The sequence below is a fragment of the Ruegeria sp. AG1 genome, assembly GCF_056541705.1.
Window position 1 is genome coordinate 113771 of record NZ_JBQFYU010000002.1, and the last position, 22598, is coordinate 136368.

Sequence of the window (22598 nt, forward strand, 5' to 3'; positions counted from 1 at the left end):
CGCGCCATCGCGACAGAACCCCCCTGAGGATTGTGAAAAAAGGGCTGCGTTTGGACTGGTACTCTAAGATTTTCGAACTCATCGACATGCGCAGCTTTTCGAATCTGTGGTTTTGGATTGTTCTTGCGGTCACGTGGTCTTCAGCCAGTCACTGGACGATGGGCGTGCCCTACGACATGGTGGTCCGTGCGCGCCGCGTCGGAGGCCAGCTTGAGATCGACCTGCTGGACATCGTGCGCATCAATACCAACCGCATTCTCTACTATGTCGAGGCGTCCGGCATGGTGATGCTGGCAATGGCCTGTTTCGTCTTTACCGCATTGGCGACGCTGGGCTTTTACTATTGGGTTGAATTCGCACAGGCCGTGTTCCTGCTATTGTTTCCCTTGGTCGTCGTGACCTTCATCAACATTGTCCACGCACGCCGTTTGCGGCGGCATAATCTGACATTGGATCGCGTTACCAAGACGCTGTCACGATGCCGCCTCTATACACAGATCATCGGCATGATCTCGATACTGGTCACTTCGATGTGGGGCATGTATCAGAACCTTTCAATCGGCGTTCTGGGATAGCGAAATCTGAAAGGGCAGGGATGAAGGCTCCGAACCACGTGACAGTCGGCGGTGCCCCCGAAGGGTATGACGCACAGCTTGTCCTGAACGAGATCGCGCGCTCGGGCGGGCCGGTTTGCCATGTGGCACGAGATGACAAGCGGCTCGAGGGGATGCGCGCAGCACTTGCGTTCTTTGCCCCTGATGTGCCGGTTTTCGTTTTCCCCGGTTGGGATTGTCTGCCCTATGACCGGGTCTCGCCCAACGCGGATATCGCCGCAGCGCGGGTGGCGACGCTAGCAGCGCTGGTCCACCAGATGCCCGAGCGTTTCGTGCTGCTGACCACACTGAATGCCGCGACCCAACGCGTGCCTGCGCGCGAGGTTCTGCGCGAGGCTGCCTTTACCGCTCGCGTCAACCAACGCGTGGACGAAGACGCCCTGCGCAAGTTCCTGGTGCGGATGGGGTTCACCCAAAGCCCGACCGTGATGGAGCCCGGAGACTACGCGATCCGGGGCGGGATCATCGACATCTTCCCTCCGGGCGAATCCGGCCCCATCCGGTTGGACCTGTTCGGAGACGTTCTGGACGGCGCGCGCCGCTTTGATCCGGTCTCGCAGCGCACCACCGAAAAGCTTGACGTGATCGAGCTTGCCCCCGTATCCGAGGTTATTCTGGACGAGGCCGCCATCACCCGGTTCCGTCAGAACTATCGCATCGAATTCGGCGCGGCGGGCACGGATGATCCGCTCTATGAGGCCGTCAGTGCGGGCCGAAAACATCAGGGCATTGAACATTGGCTGCCGTTCTTCCACGAAAAGCTGGAAACCCTGTTCGACTATCTGCCGGAGGCGACGATTTCTCTGGACGATCAGGTCTCACCCGCGCGTCTGGCGCGGTGGGATACGATTGCCGATCAGTATGAGACACGGCGGCTGGCGCTGGAAAACCGCTCACGCATGGATACGGTTTACAAGCCGACACCGCCGGGTTTGCTTTATCTCGATGACGCGGCGTGGGATCGGGCCGTGGGCGATCGGCGCGTGCTGCAATTCAGCCCTCTGCCGCAGGCCAGCGGACCCGGCGTGATCGACGCGGGCGGGCGGATCGGGCGGAACTTTGCGCCCGAACGCCAACAGGAAAGCATCAGCCTGTTCGGTGCTCTGGCGGATCACATCAAGGGCAAGCTGGACAAGGGGCCGGTGCTGATCGCGTCCTATTCCGAAGGCGCGCGAGAGCGTCTAACCGGCTTGATCGAAGACGAAGGTCTGGCCGAGGCGATCCCGGTCACCGATGGTACGCGCATCGGCAAAAGGGGCCTCCATCTGGCGGTCTGGGCCTTGGAACATGGGTTTGAGACGGCTGACCTGACCGTGATTGCGGAACAAGACGTTCTGGGCGACCGCCTGATCCGTCAGCCCAAGAAACGCCGCAAGGCCGAGAACTTCCTGACCGAGACCCAATCCCTAAGCCCCGGCGATCTGGTCGTTCATGTTGACCACGGCATCGGTCGCTACATGGGGATGGAGGTCGTCACAGCCGCCGGAGCGGCACGTGAATGCCTGCTGCTGGAATATGCCGAAGCAGCCAAGCTGTACCTGCCGGTCGAGAATATCGAGCTGCTGTCCAAATACGGCCACGACGAAGGGCTGCTGGACCGTCTGGGCGGCGGCGCGTGGCAGGCGAAAAAGGCCAAGCTGAAAGAGCGCATCCGCGAGATGGCGGACAAGCTGATCCGCATCGCGGCCGAACGCGCCCTGCGCAAAGCTCCCGTGATGGACCCACCGCCCCACGCGTGGGAGGAGTTCAGCGCGCGTTTCCCCTATCAGGAAACCGACGACCAGCTGCGCGCAATCTCCGAGGTGATGGAGGACATGCATTCCGGCGCGCCGATGGATCGTCTGATCTGCGGCGATGTGGGCTTTGGCAAGACCGAAGTCGCCATGCGCGCGGCCTTTGTCGCCGCCATGTCAGGCGTGCAGGTAGCCGTCGTTGCGCCGACCACTCTGCTTGCTCGTCAACACGCAGCCTCGTTCAAGGAACGCTTCCGAGGCTTCCCTCTGGAGGTCCGGCAGCTATCGCGTTTTGTTTCGGCGAAAGAGGCGCAACAGACTCGAGACGGGCTGGCGCGCGGGACAGTCGATATTGTGATCGGCACCCATGCTCTGCTGGCGAAAGGTGTCCGTTTCAACAATCTCGGCCTGCTGATCATCGACGAGGAACAGCATTTCGGCGTTGGCCACAAAGAGCGCCTGAAACAACTGCGCTCGGATATCCACGTTCTGACACTGACCGCAACGCCCATCCCTCGGACGCTGCAACTGTCACTTACCGGAGTGCGCGACCTGTCAATCATTGGCACACCACCCATCGACCGACTGGCGATCCGCACCTACGTCAGCGAGTTCGACGCTGTGACGATCCGCGAGGCATTGCTGCGCGAACACTATCGCGGTGGGCAAAGCTTCTACGTTGTGCCGCGCATCTCGGATCTGCCTGAGATCGAAGAGTTCCTGAAGGAGCAATTGCCAGAACTGACATACGTCGTCGCTCATGGGCAGATGGCGGCAGGTGAACTCGACGACCGCATGAACGCGTTCTACGATGGTAAATATGACGTGCTTCTGGCGACGACCATTGTGGAAAGTGGGTTGGATATCCCAACGGCCAACACCATGGTTGTGCATCGGGCCGATATGTTCGGCCTCGCGCAGCTCTATCAGATCCGAGGTCGGGTCGGGCGCTCAAAAACCCGCGCCTATGCCTACCTCACAACCAAGCCGCGCCAGAAGCTGACCGCCACCGCCGAAAAGCGCCTGCGCGTTCTGGGGTCGCTCGATACGCTGGGGGCCGGGTTCACGCTGGCCAGTCAGGACCTCGATATTCGCGGGGCCGGAAATCTGTTGGGCGAAGAACAATCCGGCCAGATGCGCGATGTGGGCTATGAACTCTACCAGTCGATGCTTGAAGAGGCGATTGCCAAGATCAAGGCCGGCGAGATGGAAGGGCTTTCGGACGCCGATGACCAATGGGCGCCTCAGATCAATCTGGGCGTACCGGTACTGATCCCCGAGGATTATGTGCCTGACCTCGATGTCCGCCTGGGCCTCTATCGCCGTTTGTCATCGCTCTCGACCAAGGTCGAACTTGAGGGCTTTGCCGCGGAACTGATTGACCGCTTCGGGGCGCTGCCAAAAGAGGTGAACACCCTGATGCTGGTCGTCCGCATCAAGGCCATGTGCAAGCGCGCGGGTATTGCAAAACTGGATGGCGGGCCGAAAGGCGCGACGATCCAGTTTCACAATGATAAATTCGCCTCGCCGCAAGGGTTGGTCGAATTCATCCAGAACCAGCGCGGCATGGCGAAGGTCAAAGACAACAAAATCGTTGTGCGGCGCGACTGGAAGAATGACAGCGACAAGATCAAAGGCGCTTTTGCGATTGCGCGTGACCTTGCTGAGAAAGTCGTGGCAGAAAGAAAAAAGGCCAAAACAGGCGGATAGCGGGGAAGGGGGCGCTGCCCCCGCAGCGGCAAGCCGCGACTCCCCCGAGGTATTTCCGGCCAGATGCAGCAGGCGATCCGGACTTCATCTGGCTAGAAATACCTCCGCCGGAAGCATCGCGCGCAGCGCGATTCAGGTCTGCATGGCGGACTGGGCGCAGAAACAGGATGCGGCGACTGCGCGGTCGGCCCTTGCCAGGGCCAAATCCAACCTCTGTTTGATCTGAGGTAGCTCAATCGTATCGAAGCGTGCTTTCAGGCAATCGTGCAGGCCCTTCAAACTCCAGATATTGTCCGGATGGATCGAGGCGCGGCTGAGGGTTCCGTCAAGTCCCAGATCTTCTCGGTACACGGCTTCCGCCTCGGTCAGATGGCCTTGTTCGAACAGCAGCGCACCTAATGCGTGGCGGGTGGGCTGCATCCATCCCCAAGGCTCGTCGTAGGGCAAGGTGTCGTCCAGTTCGACAGATCGGCGCAGGTGAGCGAAGGCAAGATCATAGTTTTCCTTTCGGTATTCGATCTCACCGCGCAGCATTTCGGTCGCGATCTCCAGCAGGTCGATGACGCGGTTGTTGTGCAACCGTCGAGCCTCGGGCACTCGGTCCTTTGCTTTAAGGAAAAGCTGCTCCTCGGCCTCGGCTTTGGGCACGTCGCCGGTCGCGGCGAAAGCAAGCGCGCGGGCGTAGTGGGTGGTTGCTGTAAGCGTGCGGTACAGGTCGGGGTCGTCGGGTAGCGCCAGCGCTTTTGCCTCCTCCCATCGGCCAAAGCGGATCAGGATGTGAGGCCCCATGGACATGTAGCTTTCAAAGAAATCTGCCATGGGCGGGCTCTCGATGCGCAACATCTCTTCGGGGGTCGTGTCCCAAATACCTTGGTTGGCCCGCAGGGCCGGTTCGATCTGACCAAGAAACATCGCGCCATAGATGGTGAAATGATAGTCGTGCTGACGGTAGCCGGTGTATATGTTGAACGCCCCTTCACGCTCATAATACTTCAGGTCCGCTTCCGAGGCTTTCTGGTTCCAATGCACCACGTTCTGATAGTGGCCGCAGAGGATATCTATATGCGTTGGCATATGAACAAGGTGGCCTGCATCGGGGACCAGAGTGCGTAGGATATCGCCCGCTTTCAGGGCCTTTTCGGGGGTTGGGGACATCTCCATCAGGTGGATATAAAGGTGCAGAAGGCCGGGATGAGACATGGCGTCGTGGTCGTTGTGCATGGCCCACTCCAGCGCCTCTTGCGCCTCAAGTGTGGCGGCCCCTTCGGCGGGCTGCCCAGTCGACAGGTCCCACATTTGCCACGGCGTCAGGTTGAGCAGCGCCTCAACATAGACTGTACGCAGGTCCAGATGATCTGGCTGAGCCTTGAAGGCCGCGCGCATCGCGTCGGCAAAATCGTAGTCCCACTCATGCATGCCCTCGGTCGTTTCGCGCTGCGGATAGCGGGACGGCAGGGCGTGGATCAGAGCCTTTTCAACCTCGGTACAGCCATCGGTTAGGCTCAGCGCCTTTTGCATCGCGTCAAAGGCCGTTGTCAGGGCTTTTTGCCGTCCTCGGTCGTCTTGCAAGTCCCACGGCAGGTTGTAGTTCGGGCCGGCTGCGTAGGCGACGCCCCAATGCGCCATGGCGCAGTTCGGGTCATGTTCGGCAGCTTTTTCAAAGCAGGCGACGGCCTCATCATGGTTGTAGCCATAGGTCCAGACCAGCGCTCGGTCGAACCAGAGTTGGGTTGCAGCGGATGCTGTTGAAACAGGGCAGGAATAGGTGCCCAGATCGTAGTACTCACTCATAACTGACCCTCCGCCATGTTGGTCGGGACAGCGTAGCGCGTTTGATCCGGGCTGAAAATCCTCAGGCGAGCAGTCTGTTTTCGATGCGCCCCATGTGGATCATTAGGCTAAAGGCCACAATACACATGGTCAGAATGCCGGTGGTCAAAGGCATGATTGAGCCGTCGAACAGTAGCCCAACCGGGGCGGCAATGGCCGCGGCGAGCACTGTCGAGACCGAGCCGATGACAGAGGCCGCCATTCCGGCGATATGCCCCATCGGCTCCATCGCGATGGCGTTCAGGTTGCCCATGGTGACACCCGCCATGAAGAACACGGTGGTTTGCCAGGCAACAAACAGTCCAAACGAGGCGTCGGGCGAAAGCGGGAAGGAATTGGTCACGATCACCAGCGCCGTGATGCCGATCTGCGCCCCGAGCGCCCATGTTACCATGCGGCGCATGCCGACGCGCACCACGAGGGCCGCATTCAATACACTGGCCGATCCGGACATAAGAGCGACAAACCCGAACCAGAACGGAAAGCTCTCAGCTCGGTCGTGGATCACGTCGTAGACGGGCTGAACCATGGTCAGCATGGTGAACAAAATCCCCATGCACAGGGTTTGCACCATGATCGACAGGCGCACAGTCGGGTGGGCGAACATCTCTTTCGTTGCGGCGACCATTAGCGGCAGGCGGAAGGGGCGACGGTTTTCTACGGCCAGCGACTCGGGAAGGCGGGTTCCCATCCAGACGCAGACGATCACGGCGAACAGAATAAAAGACATAAAGATACCGCGCCAGCCGAACAGGGCGATCACTCCGGCCCCCAACATGGGTGCCACGGCGGGTACAAGCGTGAACAGCAGCATTGCGATCGAAATGATGCGCGCCATGATCCGGCCCGAGTACAAATCGCGGATGACAGCCATAGCCACAACGCGCGGACCTGCCGCGCCCAGACCCTGTGCCACGCGGGCCGCCAGAACGAGTTCAAGCGAGGAACTGGCCCAAGCCACGGCCGAGGCCGCAATATAAAGCGCGACACCGCCATAGATGACCGGTTTGCGGCCAAACGCATCCGACAGAGGGCCGGTAAAAAACGTGCCAATCCCCATCCCAAGCACGAAAGACGTCAGGATCAGCTGCGCGCGATTGACGTCATCCGGGCTGAGCTGCGCGCCGATCTCGGGCAGGGCAGGCAGCATCGAGTCGATCGAAAAGGCGATGGTCGAGAACATCATTGCGATCAGCGCAATGAACTCTCCACGAGACATGCGGTTGGTCATGGGGACTCCTTACCTGATCGCGCTATCACGACGGATCAGGTTGCGCCAGACCGGAATTTCGCACAGACCTCTGTGCTTCTATGCAGAGGAAGCCTCAAGTTGAGACATGATTTCTCCGATCACTTTCTCCCACATTTCAGGAGGTTGCGCGCCCGGAACGGCATGTTGATTGGCAACAATGAAGGTCGGGACCGAGCTGACGCCCATCTCACGTGAGTGGGTGTCGCGGTTGCGGATATCCTCGCGGTCGGCGTCGGATTTGAGCAATTTCATCACCACCGCCGCGTCCATGCCTGCGCTATCGGCGATGTCGGAGAGGACCTCCGGGTCGCCGATATCGCGGGCCTGAACGAAGTAAGCGTCGAACAGAGCATCCACAATGGCGTTCTGCTTGCCCTCGATCCCGGCCCAGTGGATCAGGCGATGCGCGTCCAGCGTGTTTGGCGTGCGTTTCATCCCCTCAAAGTCGATCTTGAGGCCCGCATTCTCGGCATGTTCAACCACGGGCGCATAGGCCCGTACCGCACCGTCCTTGCCGCCGAATTTCCGTTCCAGATATTCGCGCCGATCCATGCCTGCATCCGGCATGTCGGGGTTCAGCTGGAACGGGTGCCATTCTATCACAAACGGATGGTCCGGCAGTTTTGCCAAGGCTTTGTCCAGATGGGTTTTGCCGATGTAGCACCACGGGCAGATCGGATCGGACAGGATATCAAGCTTGACGGTCTGGGTGTCTGTTTGGCTCATGGGGTGGACGCCTTGAAATAGGCCGGCAACGCGCGGCGCAGGAGTTTGCCGTTGCCGCCGGTTGGCAACTCGGGAAGGTGAACGAAGGCGCGCGGCTGTTTATAACGCGCCAGATTGGCTTGGACATAGGCGTGCAGAGCGTCTTCGTCCAGTCTATCGGGGCCGGAGTAGAAGGCCGCTATCACAAATGTGTCCTGTTTAACCTCGACGGCTGCGGCCCCGACCTGGGTGATGCCGGGATAGCGGGATAGGACGGATTCGACCTCAACTGGCGAGACGCGGTAGCCGCCTGCATTCATCATGTCATCGTCTCGCCCCAGATAGGTGATCTGCCCATCAACGGCCATGGCGCCCTGATCGCCGGTCAGGAACCATTCGCCTTGCAGTCGGGCGGCGGCCTCTTCAGGGGCGTTCAGATAGGTCAGCATCAGGCCGGGGTCAGAGCGGTGAATGGCGATGGTCCCCTCGCTTCCTTGCGGCACAGGCCCCTCCGGCCCGAGGATCGCGACGCGGCGGCCCGGTTGAGGTTGCCCGAGGGAATCTCCGCGCGCTGGATGGGTCGGGCTGGACGAGATGAAGGTCGAACATTCGGACATGCCAAACGCTTCGTAAAGTTCTGTTCCGGTGGCCGTTTCCCACTGGGTATGCAGGGACCGAGACAGCTTTTCCCCGGCGCAAAGACCGTGGCGTAGCTCGGGCAGTTCGATCTGATCCGAACCGGACAGCATCTTGCGAAAAACACCCGGTGCCGCAGCAAAGATCGTCGCGCGGTTTTGGCGCAGCATTTGCGGTAATTGAGACATATCGGTGCCGGGTTCAGGGATCAGGGCCGAAGCTCCGATCGTCCACGGATCCATTAGGCCGGTGCCCAGCGTATAGGTCCAGTTGAACGCACCCGCGTGGCACAGGCGATCCTTCTTAGTCAGCCCGTACCAGCCATCGACCATCATCTGACGTGCCCAGATCGCTCGATGAGCATGGGCGACCGCGCGGGGCTTGCCCGAGGTGCCCGAGGTATACACCACATAGGCCAGACGCTCGGGGTCGCCCATGTCGAACTGCGCAGGTGGCAGGTCATGCATGGCGATCAGGTCGTCCAGATGGATTTGATTGGGGTGCTCGGCACAGGCCACAGAGGGGTCGCGCAAGATGGCGGCGGGCGAAAGCTCCGCGATGATCCGGGCGGTTTCCGGTTCGGTCAGTTGCGATGAAGTCGGAACAGGCACGATGCCGACGGCGATAGCCCCAAGATAGGCGATCGGAAACTCGACGGTGTTTCCAAGACGCATCAGCACGATGTCTCCGGGGTGCAGTCCGGCCTGCAAAAGGCCCTGACCCGTTCCCAGAACAGCGGCTTTCAATGCGCGATAGCTCCAGTCTTCGGACCCGTTTTGGCGCAACACGGAAAGGGCGGTTTTATCGGCCAACGCATCCGCCCTGCCCAGCACATGAGCGGCCAGATTAAACGGGGTCGGGCAGGGCGTCGGTGGCCCCTGATCGAAGATTGACAGCATGGCAACTGGCTAACCCGGCCCATGGCGCGTTGCAAGCGCGGCTTGTGCGCCCTATAGACGAAGTCATGAGTACCCAAGATCCCAAATCCCTGATCCGCATTGCCCGCGATGCAGGCGAACACACAGAACCCGAGCCTTTGGACCTGGGCGCCCGCGTGCGCGAATTGCGCAAGGCGCGCAACTGGACGCTGGAGCAGGCAGCCTCGCAGGCCGGTCTGGCGCGTTCGACGCTCAGCAAGATCGAAAATGGTCAGATGTCACCCACCTACGATGCGCTGAAAAAGCTGGCCATCGGGTTGGAGATCTCGGTGCCTCAGCTCTTTACCCCGCCGCAGCGTGAGCAGGTGATTGGTCGTATGGCCGTGACCCGGTCCGGCGAGGGGGCTGCACATGCCACTGCCACCTATGAGCATGAGTTGCTGGCTGAAACCCTGACGAAAAAGCAGATGCTCCCCTATCGCGCCCGCGTCCGCGCCCGCTCGATGGATGAGTTCGAAGGTTGGGTGCGCCATGACGGGGAGGAGTTCATGTACGTCCTGACCGGAGTCGTGCGGTTGTATACCGAGTTTTACGAACCCGTTGAGATGCGCCGGGGCGACAGCGCCTATTACGACGGCAGCATGGGGCACAATGTGATTTCGGTCAGCGATGAGGATGCGACCATCCTCTGGGTGACGTCACTGGCCTAGGATCAGTTCAATTCGCGGTTCAGTGATTCCGTGAACAAAAAATCTTCGACCTCTTCGTGGGCTTCATTGACGGTCAGGTGATGGCGTTCGGCCAGATAGGCTTCGAACTGTTTGCGATCCTTGCCGACACGCGGCATGTCCTTGTCCCTCAGGTTGGGAAAACGGCGTTTCGCGCGGGCGTAGCACGCGTTCCAGTCTTGTGTCAGATCGGTCCAGTTCAGCATCTGCGAGCTTTCCTTCTTCGGGTTTCAGGACGGCTCTCCCCTATGAACAGCGTACGGACGAGTTGACGCAGCGGAAGACATGACAAGATGTCGCACCCCTGGCCTGATCAGAATTATGCCGATCAGAGCCAGGTTTACGCGGCGGGTTTGGCGCAAAATCCGGTGAAATGCCCATATATAGGGGCGCTTTGCGCTATGAGCTCATGATTTTGTTCATCGCGGAATGTGCCAGTTTTTGCCGATCTCCACGTGCATAAGGTGTCAGGTCCGGTGCGTTACACCCTATGCGCGTGGTTCTAATCGGCGTACCACCAGACCTCGGGCATGTATTGCGGGCCATCGCCGTAGATCGGCAGGGTCTCGGGGTATTTCAGTGCACTGACATGGGCGATACGACCGACGTCGAAGCTCCAGATCGGGATCACGTATCGGCCCGCCGTCAGAACGCGGTCGAGGGCGCGGGTGGCGGCCACGAAATCCTCACGGCTTTCCGAAGCGAGCATGGCGTCGATCATCCCGTCAACAGCCGGTGAGGCGACACCCATCAGGTTGCGCGTGCCCGGCGCATCGGTGGACTCGCTGCCCCAATAAAGGCGCTGTTCATTACCCGGCGACAGTGACAGGGCACGGCGGAACGGAGTCATATCGAAATCTAGCTCAGATACCCGCCCGGTATATTGCGCATTGTCGACACGCTCAGTCGTGACTTGAATGCCCAGACGTTCCAACGCACGGGTGTAGATCTCGACCGCTGTCTGCATCTCACCATCGCCTTGTTGCAGCAGAACGGTGATCTGAAACGGCTCACCCGCTGCATTGCGCAGCACGCCGTCCTGAATGGTCCAGCCAGCCTCGGCCAACAGTTTTGCCGCCTTACGCAGGTTCGCGCGATTGCGGGCCGAGCCGTCGCCCTCGGGTGGGGCGTAGCCTTCAAGCGTTCCGGGGATCAGGTCTGCGCTATAGGGCGCCAACAGGTCCGCAACGCGCCCCGTCGCGGGTCCCGGTTGCATCGCCAGATCAGAGCCCGAGAAATAGGATGAGATCCGCGACTGTGCACCGCCGGTGATCGTGTCGTTGATGAATTCGAAGTTGAAGGCCAGCATCAGGGCTTCACGCACGCGCCAGTCGTCGAACGGAGCTTTGCGGGTGTTCATCACCAGCCCGGTCATGCCCGAGGGCTTACCATGCGGGATCTCGGTCTTGATCACATCGCCACGTTGAACGGCGGGGAAGCTGTACTGCGTGTCCCATTTGTCGGCGTTGAACTCACGCACGGCGGAAAGCTCTCCGGCTTTGAAGGCTTCGAACAGAACGGTGGCATCGCCGTAGAACTCAATCCGGATGTCATCGAAATTCATCGTGCCACGGCGAAACGGAACATCAGCGCCCCAATAATCCGGATTACGACGAAGGTTCACGTAGCGACCGGCCTCGTAATCTTCGACCACATAGGGTCCGCTGCCAACTGGCACGTCGTGCAACTGCGCGTTGGCAAAATCTTTCCCTTCCCATTGGGATTTTTGAAGGATTGGGCGCAGCCCTACGATCAATGCAAGTTCGCGGTCAGCCTCGTTAAAGCTGATCCGGACCGAGCGAGGACCGGTCTGTTCGATACTGTCGATCTTGGACCAGAGACCGCGATAGCGCAGATGTCCTTCGGTCCCGAGGGTCTGAAAGGACCAGATCACATCGTCAACTGTGACCGGGGTGCCGTCGGAGAATCGAGCCTCGTCCCGGAGGGTGAATTCCACCCAAGAGCGGTCTGGCGCAGTCTCAACCGATTCGGCTAACAGCCCGTAAAGAGTGAAAGGTTCGTCCCAGGAGCGGCCCATCAGGCTCTCGTGGGTCCAAAATCTTAACTGCCACGGAGGGGTGCCTTTTTGCACAAACGGGTTCAAACTGTTAAAGCCGCCCGTATTTCCGAAAACGACTTTGCCGCCTTTGGGCGCCTCTGGGTTCGCATAGGGTAGAGACACAAAATCCGGTGGTAAGGCCGGGTCGCCATACATAGCTATGCCATGAGTCGATTCTGCCTGTGCCAAAGAGGACGCAAAAAGCAGGGCGATTCCCGCTGCCAAACCACGAAGCGGGTGTGAAAAATACGGGCTCATTTTGGAAACAATCCTGCTCTGGCCTTATTTTGTTGGGATTCATCGTAGCGATGATTTTTCTTGTTTTCAAACTTTTAGCTTGGACGAAAGCACAGAATTGCTTATAAAGGTCTCACTGCTCGATAGGTTTCTTGCCTGTATGAAACCTGCCTCAATAACTTAACGCCCGCTTCGTGCGGGCGTTTTTTTTGGCAGATTTGCAGGTACTCATTCTGCAGTTCCCCGTTTTCTTTGCAGGTGCAGCATGGCACTCTGCGTGTCAGGTGAACTCAGAGGAAATGCAGTCATGAGCCTTTCGGGAAAAACGGCAATCATCACGGGATCAAATTCGGGCATCGGTCTAGGCATCGCGCGCGAGATGGCGAAGGCCGGGGCTGATGTGGTTCTGAACTCGTTCACAGCTCGCGATGAAGATCACGCTTTGGCGGAAGAGATTTCGAAAGAGACGGGTACGAGCGCGCGCTACATTCAGGCCGATATGTCCAAAGGGGATGAATGTCGAGCCCTGATCGAGAATGCGGGCTCCTGCGATATTCTGGTGAACAATGCGGGTATTCAGCACGTGTCGCCAATTGACCAGTTCCCGATCGACAAATGGGACGCGATCATTGCGATCAACATGAACTCGGCCTTCCACACGACTGCAGCCGCTTTGCCGTTGATGCGCGCGAGTGGGTGGGGGCGTGTAGTGAACATCGCCTCGGCCCATGGGTTGACGGCTTCTCCGTTCAAAGCGGCCTATGTGGCGGCTAAGCATGGTGTTGTTGGCATAACCAAGGCCGTCGCATTGGAAACCGCACAAGAGCCGATCACCTGCAATGCAGTTTGTCCGGGCTATGTACTAACCCCTCTGGTCGAAGCGCAGATCCCCGACACGATGAAGGAATACAACATGAGCCGTGAGGACGTAATCAAGAACGTCATGCTGGAGCGGCAACCGTCCAAGGAGTTCGCCACTGTCGAGCAATTGGGTGGTACGGTTCAGTTCCTCTGCTCTGATGCGGCTGCGCAGATCACAGGCACGACGATCTCTGTCGATGGGGGCTGGACGGCTTTGTGAGCTTTCATGGGGGCTCTGCCCCCATACCCCCGAGGTATTTTTGGCCAGATGAAGAGGCGGAAGCATGAAAAGGATCAATCTGGCTTTGCAGGGCGGTGGGGCGCATGGGGCGTTCACCTGGGGTGTTCTCGACCGGCTTTTGGATGAAGAGGATATTGAGGTTGCGGCGATCACCGGAACCTCGGCCGGGGCTTTGAATGGGGCTGCGTTCAAGTCCGGCATGGTCGCGAACGGGCGTGAGGGCGCGCGGGCGCGGCTGGACGGGTTGTGGAAACGCATGGGGGCCATTGGTGATATGCGTATGGCCAACTGGTTCAGGGGGCTGGAGCCTGCGAGCATTGCTCAGGCAATGGAGTATTCGCTGCCTTATTCCATTGGCGATGCCTGGTCCCGGATGGTGTCGCCCTATGCCTATGGTCCGTTCTATTCGAACCCGCTGGAATCCGTGGTGGATCGGTTCAACTTTGATGAGGTTTGCGCTGATCAGGGGCCACGTCTGTTTGTGTGCGCGACTTGCGTGCGCAGCGGTAAGATCCGCGTCTTCACGGGCGATGAAATCTCGACCAATGCGATTTTGGCCTCGGCTTGTTTGCCGACCTTGTTCAAAGCGGTTGAGATTTACGACCCCGAAACCGACAGGACCGAGGCCTATTGGGATGGTGGCTATACCGGTAACCCGGCGCTGTATCCGTTGTTCGAGGGTGACCTGCCCGATGATGTGGTGATCGTGAATATCAACCCTCTGGAACGGGACGAGTTGCCGGTCACGCCTCAGCAAATCCAGAACCGGATCAACGAGATCAGCTTTAACTCATCCCTGTTCCGCGAACTGCGGGCGATCAATTTCGTTCAGCGGCTGCTGGAAGAGGGTAAGTTGAAAGCCGGTGAGATGAGCCGTGTGTTGGTCCACATGATTGCGGATAATGAGCTGATGAACAGCCTGTCCGTGGCGACCAAAACGGTGCCCAATCCGGTGATCCTGCACAAGTTGAAGCACGCGGGTCGCGATGCGGCAGATGGGTTTCTGGCGCGCCACAAGGATGATCTTGGGCAGCACAGTACTGTTGATCTTCCCGCGATGTTCGGCTGATCATTCGGGCGGCTGCGTCGGGTCTTTTTCGTTGGGATAGACCAGACCGGCCGAGATCACGAGCTTTGCGGCCTCTTCAATCGACATGTCCAGCAGGATCACATCTTCTTCCGGGAAGAACAGCAGAAAGCCGGAGGTTGGGTTGGGCGTTGTCGGGATGAAGATGCTCAGGAGGTTGCCGCCGGTTTCGGCGCGATTGCTGACCTCACCCTTTGCGGTTGTCGAAACGAAGCCGATGGCCCAGATGCCTCGGCGTGGGTATTGCACCAAGCAGGCTTTCTCGAAAGAACGTTCGGTCTGCGCGAACACCGTCTCCGAGATCTGTTTGATCCCGGAATAGATCGAACGGACGATCGGCATCCGATCGACGAGGCTCTCGGTGAACGAGATGAAGGACCGACCCAAGATACCCTTGGCAACCCAGCCGACCAGAATGGTGAACACCAGGAAGATGATGACCCCGACGCCGCGCAGGTTGATGCCCACATATTCTTCGGGGCGGAACTGTTGTGGCACCAGCGGCAGAACGGCGCTGTCGATCCAGCCCACGACGGACCAGATCAGCCAGATTGTCAGCCAGACAGGCGCAATGACAACGATACCCGTCAGGAACGAAGCGCGCAGGCGCGAGAACAGGCCGGGGCGGCGATGTGGTTCTTCGTCAAACGGTGTGTTCATTACAGGTCCGAGTGGTTTGCAAAACTACCTAAGCAGTCCGATGCGCCGGTGCAATAGGGCAGGTTTACGCGCCGTTTACCAGTGCCTTAGCGATATTCGCCGCCAATCGCGCGTTGTTGCGCACCAAGGCGATGTTCGCGGTGAGGGAGCGGCCCTCGGTCTTTTCAAAGATCCGCTGCAACAGATAGGGCGTGACGGCCTTGCCGGTGATCCGATGAGCATCTGCATCCGCCTGGGCAGCGGCGATGATCGGGGCCAGCTCCTCGGCCGGGATCTGGTCTGCGGCCGGGATCGGGTTCGCGACCAGCTGACCGCCCGGTAGGCCCAGCGCGCGGCGCGTCGCATGAGCTTTTGCGATGGCCTCGGCACTGTCCATGCGCAGCGGTGCGGCATAGGGGGATTGCGCGGACCAGAAGGCGGGGAAGGCATCCTGACCATAGGCGATGACGGGAACGCCCAGCGTTTCCAGCACTTCCAGCGTTTTGGCCAGATCGAGGATCGCTTTGGCACCCGCTGCCACGACCGTCACAGGGGTTTGACCCAGCTCATGCAGGTCGGCTGAGATGTCAAACGTGGTCTCGGCCCCCTGATGGACGCCACCGATCCCGCCGGTGGCAAACACCTCGATCCCCGCATATTGCGCGGCGATCATGGTTGCGGCCACGGTTGTGGCTCCGGTCCCGCCGGTTGAGATACAGGCCGCCATATCAGCACGCGAGATTTTCGCAACGCCCTGAGCCTGTCCCAACGCCTGCAGCTGGTCGGGTTCAAGGCCCACATGCAGCACGCCTTCGATCACGGCCATTGTGGCCGGCACAGCTCCGGCATCGCGGATGTCCTGTTCCACTTGTGCGGCGACCTCGACGTTCTGGGGGTAGGGCATGCCGTGGGTGATGATGGTGCTTTCCAGCGCCACGATGGGGTGGCCTGCGTCTTTGGCGGCGCGGACCTCGGCAGAGTAGTGGATAGGGATCACAGCGGAGTTTCTCCTGAAACGTAGGTTGCAGCGGCGTGGAGCGCGCGGGTCAAAGCCGTTTGCGCGTCGGCGCCGTCTGATTCTGAAGCGATATGGGCGGCCATGAAGGTGTCGCCCGCGCCGGTCACGCGGGTCACAAGCACGGACGGAGGTGTCTGGGTCAGAACGCCCGAGGCCGAGCCAACGGTGGCCGAATTGCCGCCATCGGTGACGAGAACGCGCAGAGCGCCCCGGTCCAGCAGGCCTTTGGCGGCGGATTCTGAATCGGTGAACTCGCGCTGACACAACAGGCCAGCCTCCTCGAGGTTCACATAAAGCGTCGCGCGGGCGTGTTTGAGGAAGGGCAGTAGACGTTCGGCCTTGCCAGGCGAGGCCGGTGCAACCCGCAGGTCCGCCTTGGCGAAGGCGGGGCTTTGGGCGATTTCTTCCAGCAAGTCCAGCGTCAGGTTGCCGTCCAGCGCAATCGGTCCTTCAAACGGCGTGTTTTCATAGCCCAGCGGCCCGTGCATCAATGGGCGCAGGATTTTCGCCCCCGAAGCCTCAAGCGAGTGGGCGTCAGCGATGGCCGCGATGAGGCCGTTGGCTCCTTCGACCGCCATGTAGCGATCGGTCGGCAGGTCTTGCGAGCGGTAGATATGATCGGTGACCATGCCCAGCCGGGCGCAAGCGTGGACCAGCTCGTCACCCTCCGGGTCGCGGCCAATGGCGGTCAGCAGGGTCGGGGTCATGCCGAACCGCACCAGCGTCATGGCAATGTTCATGGCGACGCCGCCGGGCAGGCGAGTGATCCGCCCCGGCACGTCAGATCCCTGCCGCATGGCACTGGCCGAACGTCCGATCACGTCCCACAGGACCGAGCCGATACACAGGATTTCACTGTTCTGAGTCATGGTGCTGTCATGCCGCAGCGCCGAGGGCCGTGCAAGTCAGAACGTCAGCGGTAACAGAGATAAGGCCTCTGTGATCTCGCCCGCGGTCGTTTCGACTTGCGATCCGATGCGTTCGGCGGGACACTCGATCTGTATGATTGATGATTTTATTGATGAGCGTCGCAGATGAACGGTATTTTCCGTTTCCTCCTGATTTTGCCTGTCTTTCTGGTGCTTTCGGCGTGGCCCGCGAGGGCTCAGACCGCGCCGACGATTGTCGAGTTCTGGACCAAGGCAGACACTCTGTTCCTTGAGGTCACGCTGAATGCCGAGATGTTCGTGGCCGGGATCGACCCTGAAGCCCGCCCTGACTTCGCCGATGACGCCCGGTTCAGAGAGTTGCGTCGGCGGGTCTCCTCAGAGCTGGAGCCTGAGGTTCGGTCGTTTGTCAAAGACTGGGCCGAGACGCTTAGGGTCGAACTCGCAGGCCCGGCCCGCCTGTCCTATGAGGGCGTGCGCATTCCCATTGTCGGCGATCCTGATTCTCCGCGTTTGTCAAAGCTGTTGCTGGCCGCGCCGCTGCCGGAAGGCGCGTCGAGTTTGCGCCTGACATGGCCCGAGGGGCACGGGCCTGCCGTCGTGAAACAACAGCGTGTCGACGCACCCTACACGGGCTATTTGGTCGCCGGAGAGGTCAGCCCTCTGATCCCGTTGCAAGGCGGTGCCGCGCTCAGCCCGCAACAGGTGCTGCAGGTGTTTCTGCCCAAGGGTCTGTCTCGCATCCTGCCGCATGGCTATCACGAGATCGCCATTGTGCTATCGCTGGTCTTTTTGACCCTCAGCCTGCGTCCGCTGTTGGCGCAGTTGCTGTTTGTGTCCCTCGGGCTGATCTTCGGTATGGCGCTTTCGGTCTACGGCGCGGTTGCGTTGCCCTTTGCAGTCGCGTCTCAGGCGCTTACCTCCGCAACCCTCGTTTTGGCGCTGTGGAATTTAGTTCTCAGGCGACTGACCGTATTCCGTCTGCTGGCCGTTTTCGGGGCCGGATTGTTGTGTGGGATCGCGCTAAGCACATCGCTGGCGACGATTGGGGTGCCACCTGATCATTTGCCGCCCGCAATATTCGGCTATGCGGGCGGGGTGCTGGCGGCGCTTTACGCAATAGTTGCCGCAGTTTTTGCGGCCTCAACTCTGATTGCCGGGGCGTCTGAGAGGATGCGAGGCCGGATATCCGTTCTGGTCTCGATCCTGATTGCGGGAATTGCCGTCTATTGGTTGGCCGAGCCCCTGATACTTAGCTAGCCATATGGGACAAAAGCTCGTTCAGAGCGGCCGACGGGTCCTCGGCCGACCAGATTTCATCGCCGATGCCGAAGAAATCCGTATGCGGGGACAGGCTGCGGATCAAGTCTGGGGTCAGGCCGCCCTCCGCCACGACCGGGACCTCGATCATTTCCGACCACCATTGGAACAGGTCCTTTTCGGCAAGAGTGCCGTCGCCCAAAGAAGACGCTCCGACCGGGCCGAAGGCGACATAGTCAACGCCTGCTTCGCCAGCCGTCATGCCGTCATGGCTGGAGGACCCGCAAAAACTGCCGACAATCGCATCTGCACCAAGCTCTTTGCGCGCAGCCCGGACCGAGCGCGCCGCGTCGTCCAGATGCACACCGTCCAACCCCAGCCGTTGCGCCAGCAGAACGTGGTTCGAGATCACGATGGCCACGTCACGTGCATGCGCAACCTCGCGGCAGGCATCTGCGGCTCGGGCGATCGTGTCCTCGTCATTCCCAGCCAAGGCCAGCCGGATGCAAGCGATCTCGGTCCCATCCAGAACCCGGGCCAATTGGTCGGGGAAGGTGCTAAGCGTGATGGTCGGCGGTGTGATCAGATAGATCTGAGGCTGCTCGGGGGTGTCCATTAGCGCGTCCTTCGCTTTCATTCTTTGGCGCGGTTTAGCGGATTGAGCGGGGGAAGCAAACTTTTAAGCCTCCGGCGGAGGTATTTGGGAACAGAAGAAGAGGATCGGGTTGCCCTGATGGGGCTGGGTGATTAGAGCAGGCAGAACTTTCGGAGACAGCCATGCCTAGTGACACCTCTCAGCCTTCCTTTGTGCTCGTGCGCCCGCAAATGGGTGAAAACATCGGTGCCGCCGCGCGGGCGATGTGGAATTTCGGGCTGGACCGAATGCGGATCGTGGCCCCTCGGGACGGGTGGCCGAACCCTAAGGCGGTTGCGATGTCCAGCGGTGCTGGTCGACTTCTGGATGAGGCGCAATTGTTTGACGATCTGGCGGGGTCGCTGTCCGACACGACCTTTGTGTTTGCGACCACCGCACGGCAACGCGGGTTGACCAAACCGGTCTACAGCCCGGAACGCGCCATGCAGATCGCGGCTGAAAAGGTTGCCGCGGGCGAAAAGGTCGCCGTTCTGTTTGGTCCCGAACGCGCGGGGCTTGAGAATGAGGACATCGCCAAGGCCAACGCCATTATCTCCGTGCCTGTGAACCCGGAATATGCCTCGCTCAACCTTGGGCAATGCGTGCTGCTGACCGCCTATGAGTGGATGCGCCAGACCGGTGATGTGGTGCATGAGGCCACCGATCTGGGCAAGGGCGACTGGGCGACCGGGATCGAGGTTGAGAAGTTGGTTGAACACTATGAAGACCGGCTGGAAGAGGCCGGTTTCTTCTACCCGCCGGAAAAGGCCGAGGGTATGAAGACCAATCTGCGCAACCTGTGGTCGCGGATGCGGATGACGCGGGCGGACGTGCAGATGTTGCACGGTGTCATGCGTCAGATGGTCCGTTGGAAAGACAAAGGGTAAGGCTGGACCTTGCCCCTCACTGGCCCTAGCTTGCGACCAAATCCAGGACATATGAGGACAGCATGAGCGCCAAGCGCAGCATCTTCGAAGAAGTCTCAGACACCGAAAAACAACAGGCCGTTCAACCCGGTATGATCGACAAGGGCCGGGGCGGGGCACGCAAGGCGATCCGGGCATGGCTGATGATCCTGTTCGCTCTGGTCGTTGTGATGATCGCCGTGGGGGGGCTGACCCGGCTGACCGATAGCGGGCTGTCGATCACCGAATGGCGTCCGATCACCGGGGCCATCCCGCCGATGACCGAAGCCGACTGGCAATCCGAATTCGACAAATACAAGGAAATCGACCAGTGGCGCATCCAAAACCAGTGGATGGAGCTGAATGATTTCAAATTCATCTACTGGTGGGAATGGGGCCACCGCCAATTGGGCCGCGTGATCGGTCTTGTCTGGGCGATTGGCTTCTTTGGCTTCCTGATCGCGCGCAAAATCCCCACGGGTTGGACGGGTAAACTGCTGATCCCCGGTGCCTTGGGTGGCGTTCAGGGCGCCGTCGGCTGGTGGATGGTTGCCTCGGGCGTCACGCAGGGCGAAGGGATGACGGCCGTTGCAAGCTATCGTCTTGCGACACATCTCGGCTTGGCCTTCGTAATCCTTGGGTTCCTCGCATGGTATATCTTTGAACTGGGCCGGGACGAGCGCGACCTGATGCAGGCGCGCCGCGCTAAAGAGGCGAAACTGTTCTCGCTCTCGACCGGCCTCCTGCATTTCACCTTTTTACAAATACTCATCGGTGCGCTGGTCGCCGGGATTGACGCCGGCCGGTCCTACACCGACTGGCCCCTGATCGGTGGGCAGCTATTGCCGCCAGATGCGACCATGCTGGAACCGATGTGGCGCAACTTCTTCGAAAGCCCCGGTCTTGTGCAGTTCATCCATCGCTGCGCGGGATATCTGCTTTTCATCTTCGCCTTCATCGTCTGGCGTCGGGGGCAGGGCAGCGCCCATCCACAGACCCGTTTCGCCTTCAACGCAGCCTTTGCGGCCCTGTCGCTGCAGGTGGTGGTCGGGATTGTCACGGTCGTTTATGCAGCCCCTTGGCAGATCGCCATTTTCCACCAGTTCATGGCCGTCGTGGTCTGGACCCTGATCCTGCGCGCGCGCTTCCTGAGCGGCTACCCCATTGCAACCTCAATCCGTGGAGCGTGACCCGATGAGCGCCTTTGACGACCTGATGGCCTTTCAACGTGAAACCTCGGCCCTTGGTCAGATTGCCGGCCGGCTTGGCTGGGATCAGGAGACCATGATGCCACGCGGAGCCGCACCGCAACGGGCCGAGGAAATGACCGCGATCGAGGCCGTTTTGCACGCGCGCAAGTCCGACCCGCGCGTGGCCGAATGGCTGGACCAAGCCAACGCGAATGATGCCTCGGGTCAGGCCCAGCTACGCGAAATCCGCCGGTCTTATGAACGCACCATCAAAGTTCCCGCCGATCTGGCCAAGGCGCTTGCTCGGGTCACCTCTGCCGCGCAAGGCAAATGGGCGCAGGCGCGCGCGGACGAGGATGTCTCGGCCTTCTTGCCAGTGCTGGAAGAAGTGGTCGCGCTGAAGCGCGAGGAAGGGGCCGCGCTGGCGCAGGGCGGTGACGTCTATGACGCCATGGTCGAGGATTATGAACCCTATACGACCGGAGCGCAGATTGCCGAGATATTCGATCAGATGCGCCCCCGGTTGGTAGCGCTGCGGGCAGCGGTTCTTGATCGACCTTCCCCAAAGGCGCTGGAGGGGTCGTTCGACGAAACCGAACAGATGCGCCTGTCGCAAAAACTCGCGCTTGCGTTCGGCTATGACCTGAACCGGGGCCGCGTCGACAAGGCGGTGCATCCGTTCAGCTCGGGCAGTGGCTCGGACGTGCGGATCACGACCCGGACCAGCGCGACTGACCCGTTCAACTGCTTTTACTCAACCATTCATGAGGTCGGCCACGCCGCCTATGAACAGGGCATCAACCCAGACTACGCGTTGACACCTCTGGGTCAGGGCGTGTCGATGGGCGTGCATGAAAGCCAAAGCCGGATCTATGAAAACCAGCTTGGCCGCTCGCGCGCCTTCACCGGATGGCTGTTCACCCAGATGCGCGACGCCTTCGGAGATTTCGGGATCGCGGATGCCGACGCCTTCTACGCGACTGTGAACCACGTCCAAAACGGCTATATCCGAACCGAGGCGGATGAGGTGCAATACAACCTGCACATAATGCTGCGGTTCGATCTGGAACGCGCGTTGATGGCCGGAGACCTGCAGGTCTCGGACCTTGAGGCCACATGGAATGACCGCTTCAAGGCGGATTTCGGTTATGCGGTCGACAAGCCCTCGAACGGGTGTTTGCAGGATGTCCACTGGTCCGTGGGTCTGTTCGGCTATTTCCCGACCTATTCTCTGGGCAACGTCTATGCTGGGTGTCTCTATCAGGCGCTGCGCAGCGCCGTGCCGGGACTGGATGGGCAATTGGCCGAAGGCGATACCTCGGGCGCGACTACTTGGCTGCGCGAGAATGTCCAGCAATATGGCGGACTCTACGCCCCGCGTGAGGTCATCCAGCGTGCAAGTGGTGTTGAACCGGGGCCGGACCCGCTGCTGAGTTATCTTGAGCAGAAATTCGGCGCGCTCTACGGGCTGTAACCCGGACCACTCACGTTGCC

Annotated in this window: 19 protein-coding genes; 9 read left to right on the forward strand and 10 right to left on the reverse strand. The window is 60.1% G+C overall.

Going from position 1 to position 22598, the window contains the following annotated elements; genetic code table 11:
* The first annotated feature begins 50 nt into the window (after positions 1-50).
* Together ACR0B5_RS02985 and mfd are read left to right on the forward strand one after the other, a co-directional pair.
* Complete coding sequence (locus ACR0B5_RS02985; protein ID WP_480538321.1) at positions 51-575, forward strand: component of SufBCD complex; 525 nt, start codon at positions 51-53, stop codon at positions 573-575.
* 20 nt (positions 576-595) lie between these two features.
* Positions 596-4057 carry a transcription-repair coupling factor gene (gene mfd, locus ACR0B5_RS02990; protein ID WP_480538323.1) on the forward strand — a complete coding sequence of 1154 codons (3462 nt, stop codon included), beginning with the start codon at positions 596-598 and terminating at the stop codon, positions 4055-4057.
* A 132-nt stretch (positions 4058-4189) separates the two neighbouring features.
* Here mfd and ACR0B5_RS02995 read toward each other — a convergent pair whose 3' ends face one another.
* The 4 genes from ACR0B5_RS02995 to ACR0B5_RS03010 form a co-directional block, all read right to left on the reverse strand.
* Positions 4190-5848, reverse strand: coding sequence for a tetratricopeptide repeat protein (locus ACR0B5_RS02995; protein WP_480538325.1), 1659 nt, complete (start codon positions 5846-5848; stop codon positions 4190-4192).
* Positions 5849-5909: 61 nt separating this feature from the next.
* Positions 5910-7118, reverse strand: coding sequence for a multidrug effflux MFS transporter (locus tag ACR0B5_RS03000; RefSeq protein WP_170688750.1), 1209 nt, complete (start codon positions 7116-7118; stop codon positions 5910-5912).
* 78 nt (positions 7119-7196) lie between these two features.
* Positions 7197-7865: a DsbA family oxidoreductase gene (locus tag ACR0B5_RS03005; protein WP_480538327.1), complete on the reverse strand. Its 669-nt coding sequence runs from the start codon at positions 7863-7865 to the stop codon at positions 7197-7199.
* Positions 7862-9379 (reverse strand): class I adenylate-forming enzyme family protein, encoded by a 1518-nt coding sequence (locus tag ACR0B5_RS03010; protein WP_480538329.1) that lies wholly within the window; start codon positions 9377-9379, stop codon positions 7862-7864. Before ACR0B5_RS03010 ends, ACR0B5_RS03005 begins: the two co-directional genes overlap by 4 nt.
* 65 nt (positions 9380-9444) lie before the next feature.
* On the opposite strand from ACR0B5_RS03010, the gene ACR0B5_RS03015 reads away from it, so the two are divergent.
* On the forward strand, positions 9445-10068 hold the full coding sequence (locus tag ACR0B5_RS03015) for a helix-turn-helix domain-containing protein (RefSeq protein ID WP_170373845.1): 624 nt from the start codon (positions 9445-9447) through the stop codon (positions 10066-10068).
* A gap of 2 nt (positions 10069-10070) precedes the next feature.
* Here the strand turns inward: ACR0B5_RS03015 and ACR0B5_RS03020 are convergent, their stop codons facing one another.
* Together ACR0B5_RS03020 and ACR0B5_RS03025 are read right to left on the reverse strand one after the other, a co-directional pair.
* Positions 10071-10292: a hypothetical protein gene (locus tag ACR0B5_RS03020; RefSeq protein WP_170373844.1), complete on the reverse strand. Its 222-nt coding sequence runs from the start codon at positions 10290-10292 to the stop codon at positions 10071-10073.
* A gap of 296 nt (positions 10293-10588) precedes the next feature.
* Complete coding sequence (locus ACR0B5_RS03025) at positions 10589-12403, reverse strand: extracellular solute-binding protein (protein ID WP_480538331.1); 1815 nt, start codon at positions 12401-12403, stop codon at positions 10589-10591.
* Positions 12404-12689: 286 nt separating this feature from the next.
* On the opposite strand from ACR0B5_RS03025, the gene ACR0B5_RS03030 reads away from it, so the two are divergent.
* Both ACR0B5_RS03030 and ACR0B5_RS03035 read left to right on the forward strand, forming a co-directional pair.
* A complete protein-coding gene (locus ACR0B5_RS03030) occupies positions 12690-13463 on the forward strand; it encodes a 3-hydroxybutyrate dehydrogenase (RefSeq protein ID WP_480538333.1) in 774 nt (257 codons plus the stop codon).
* 64 nt (positions 13464-13527) lie between these two features.
* Positions 13528-14553 carry a patatin-like phospholipase family protein gene (locus ACR0B5_RS03035; protein WP_480538335.1) on the forward strand — a complete coding sequence of 342 codons (1026 nt, stop codon included), beginning with the start codon at positions 13528-13530 and terminating at the stop codon, positions 14551-14553.
* Here ACR0B5_RS03035 and ACR0B5_RS03040 read toward each other — a convergent pair whose 3' ends face one another.
* The 3 genes from ACR0B5_RS03040 to ACR0B5_RS03050 form a co-directional block, all read right to left on the reverse strand.
* Complete coding sequence (locus ACR0B5_RS03040; protein ID WP_480538337.1) at positions 14554-15231, reverse strand: DUF502 domain-containing protein; 678 nt, start codon at positions 15229-15231, stop codon at positions 14554-14556.
* Between the two features lie 64 nt (positions 15232-15295).
* Positions 15296-16207: a pseudouridine-5'-phosphate glycosidase gene (locus tag ACR0B5_RS03045; protein WP_170458499.1), complete on the reverse strand. Its 912-nt coding sequence runs from the start codon at positions 16205-16207 to the stop codon at positions 15296-15298.
* Complete coding sequence (locus ACR0B5_RS03050; protein ID WP_170466701.1) at positions 16204-17097, reverse strand: PfkB family carbohydrate kinase; 894 nt, start codon at positions 17095-17097, stop codon at positions 16204-16206. The genes ACR0B5_RS03045 and ACR0B5_RS03050 overlap by 4 nt, the downstream gene beginning before the upstream one ends.
* Before the next feature lie 165 nt (positions 17098-17262).
* Between ACR0B5_RS03050 and ACR0B5_RS03055 the strand changes: the two genes are divergently transcribed.
* A complete protein-coding gene (locus tag ACR0B5_RS03055; RefSeq protein WP_480538339.1) occupies positions 17263-18375 on the forward strand; it encodes a HupE/UreJ family protein in 1113 nt (370 codons plus the stop codon).
* On the opposite strand, the gene ACR0B5_RS03060 is transcribed toward ACR0B5_RS03055, so the two are convergent.
* Positions 18368-18991, reverse strand: a complete 624-nt coding sequence (locus ACR0B5_RS03060; protein WP_480538727.1) for a thiamine phosphate synthase — start codon at positions 18989-18991, stop codon at positions 18368-18370. The genes ACR0B5_RS03055 and ACR0B5_RS03060 overlap by 8 nt on opposite strands.
* Positions 18992-19152: 161 nt before the next feature.
* On the opposite strand from ACR0B5_RS03060, the gene ACR0B5_RS03065 reads away from it, so the two are divergent.
* The 3 genes from ACR0B5_RS03065 (at position 19153) to ACR0B5_RS03075 (ending at position 22578) form a co-directional block, all read left to right on the forward strand.
* Entirely contained in the window at positions 19153-19896 is a 744-nt protein-coding gene (locus ACR0B5_RS03065; RefSeq protein ID WP_170373836.1) for an RNA methyltransferase, read from the forward strand.
* A gap of 62 nt (positions 19897-19958) precedes the next feature.
* Complete coding sequence (gene ctaA, locus ACR0B5_RS03070; RefSeq protein ID WP_480538341.1) at positions 19959-21104, forward strand: heme A synthase; 1146 nt, start codon at positions 19959-19961, stop codon at positions 21102-21104.
* Between the two features lie 4 nt (positions 21105-21108).
* Complete coding sequence (locus ACR0B5_RS03075) at positions 21109-22578, forward strand: carboxypeptidase M32 (RefSeq protein ID WP_480538343.1); 1470 nt, start codon at positions 21109-21111, stop codon at positions 22576-22578.
* Positions 22579-22598: the final 20 nt, after the last annotated feature.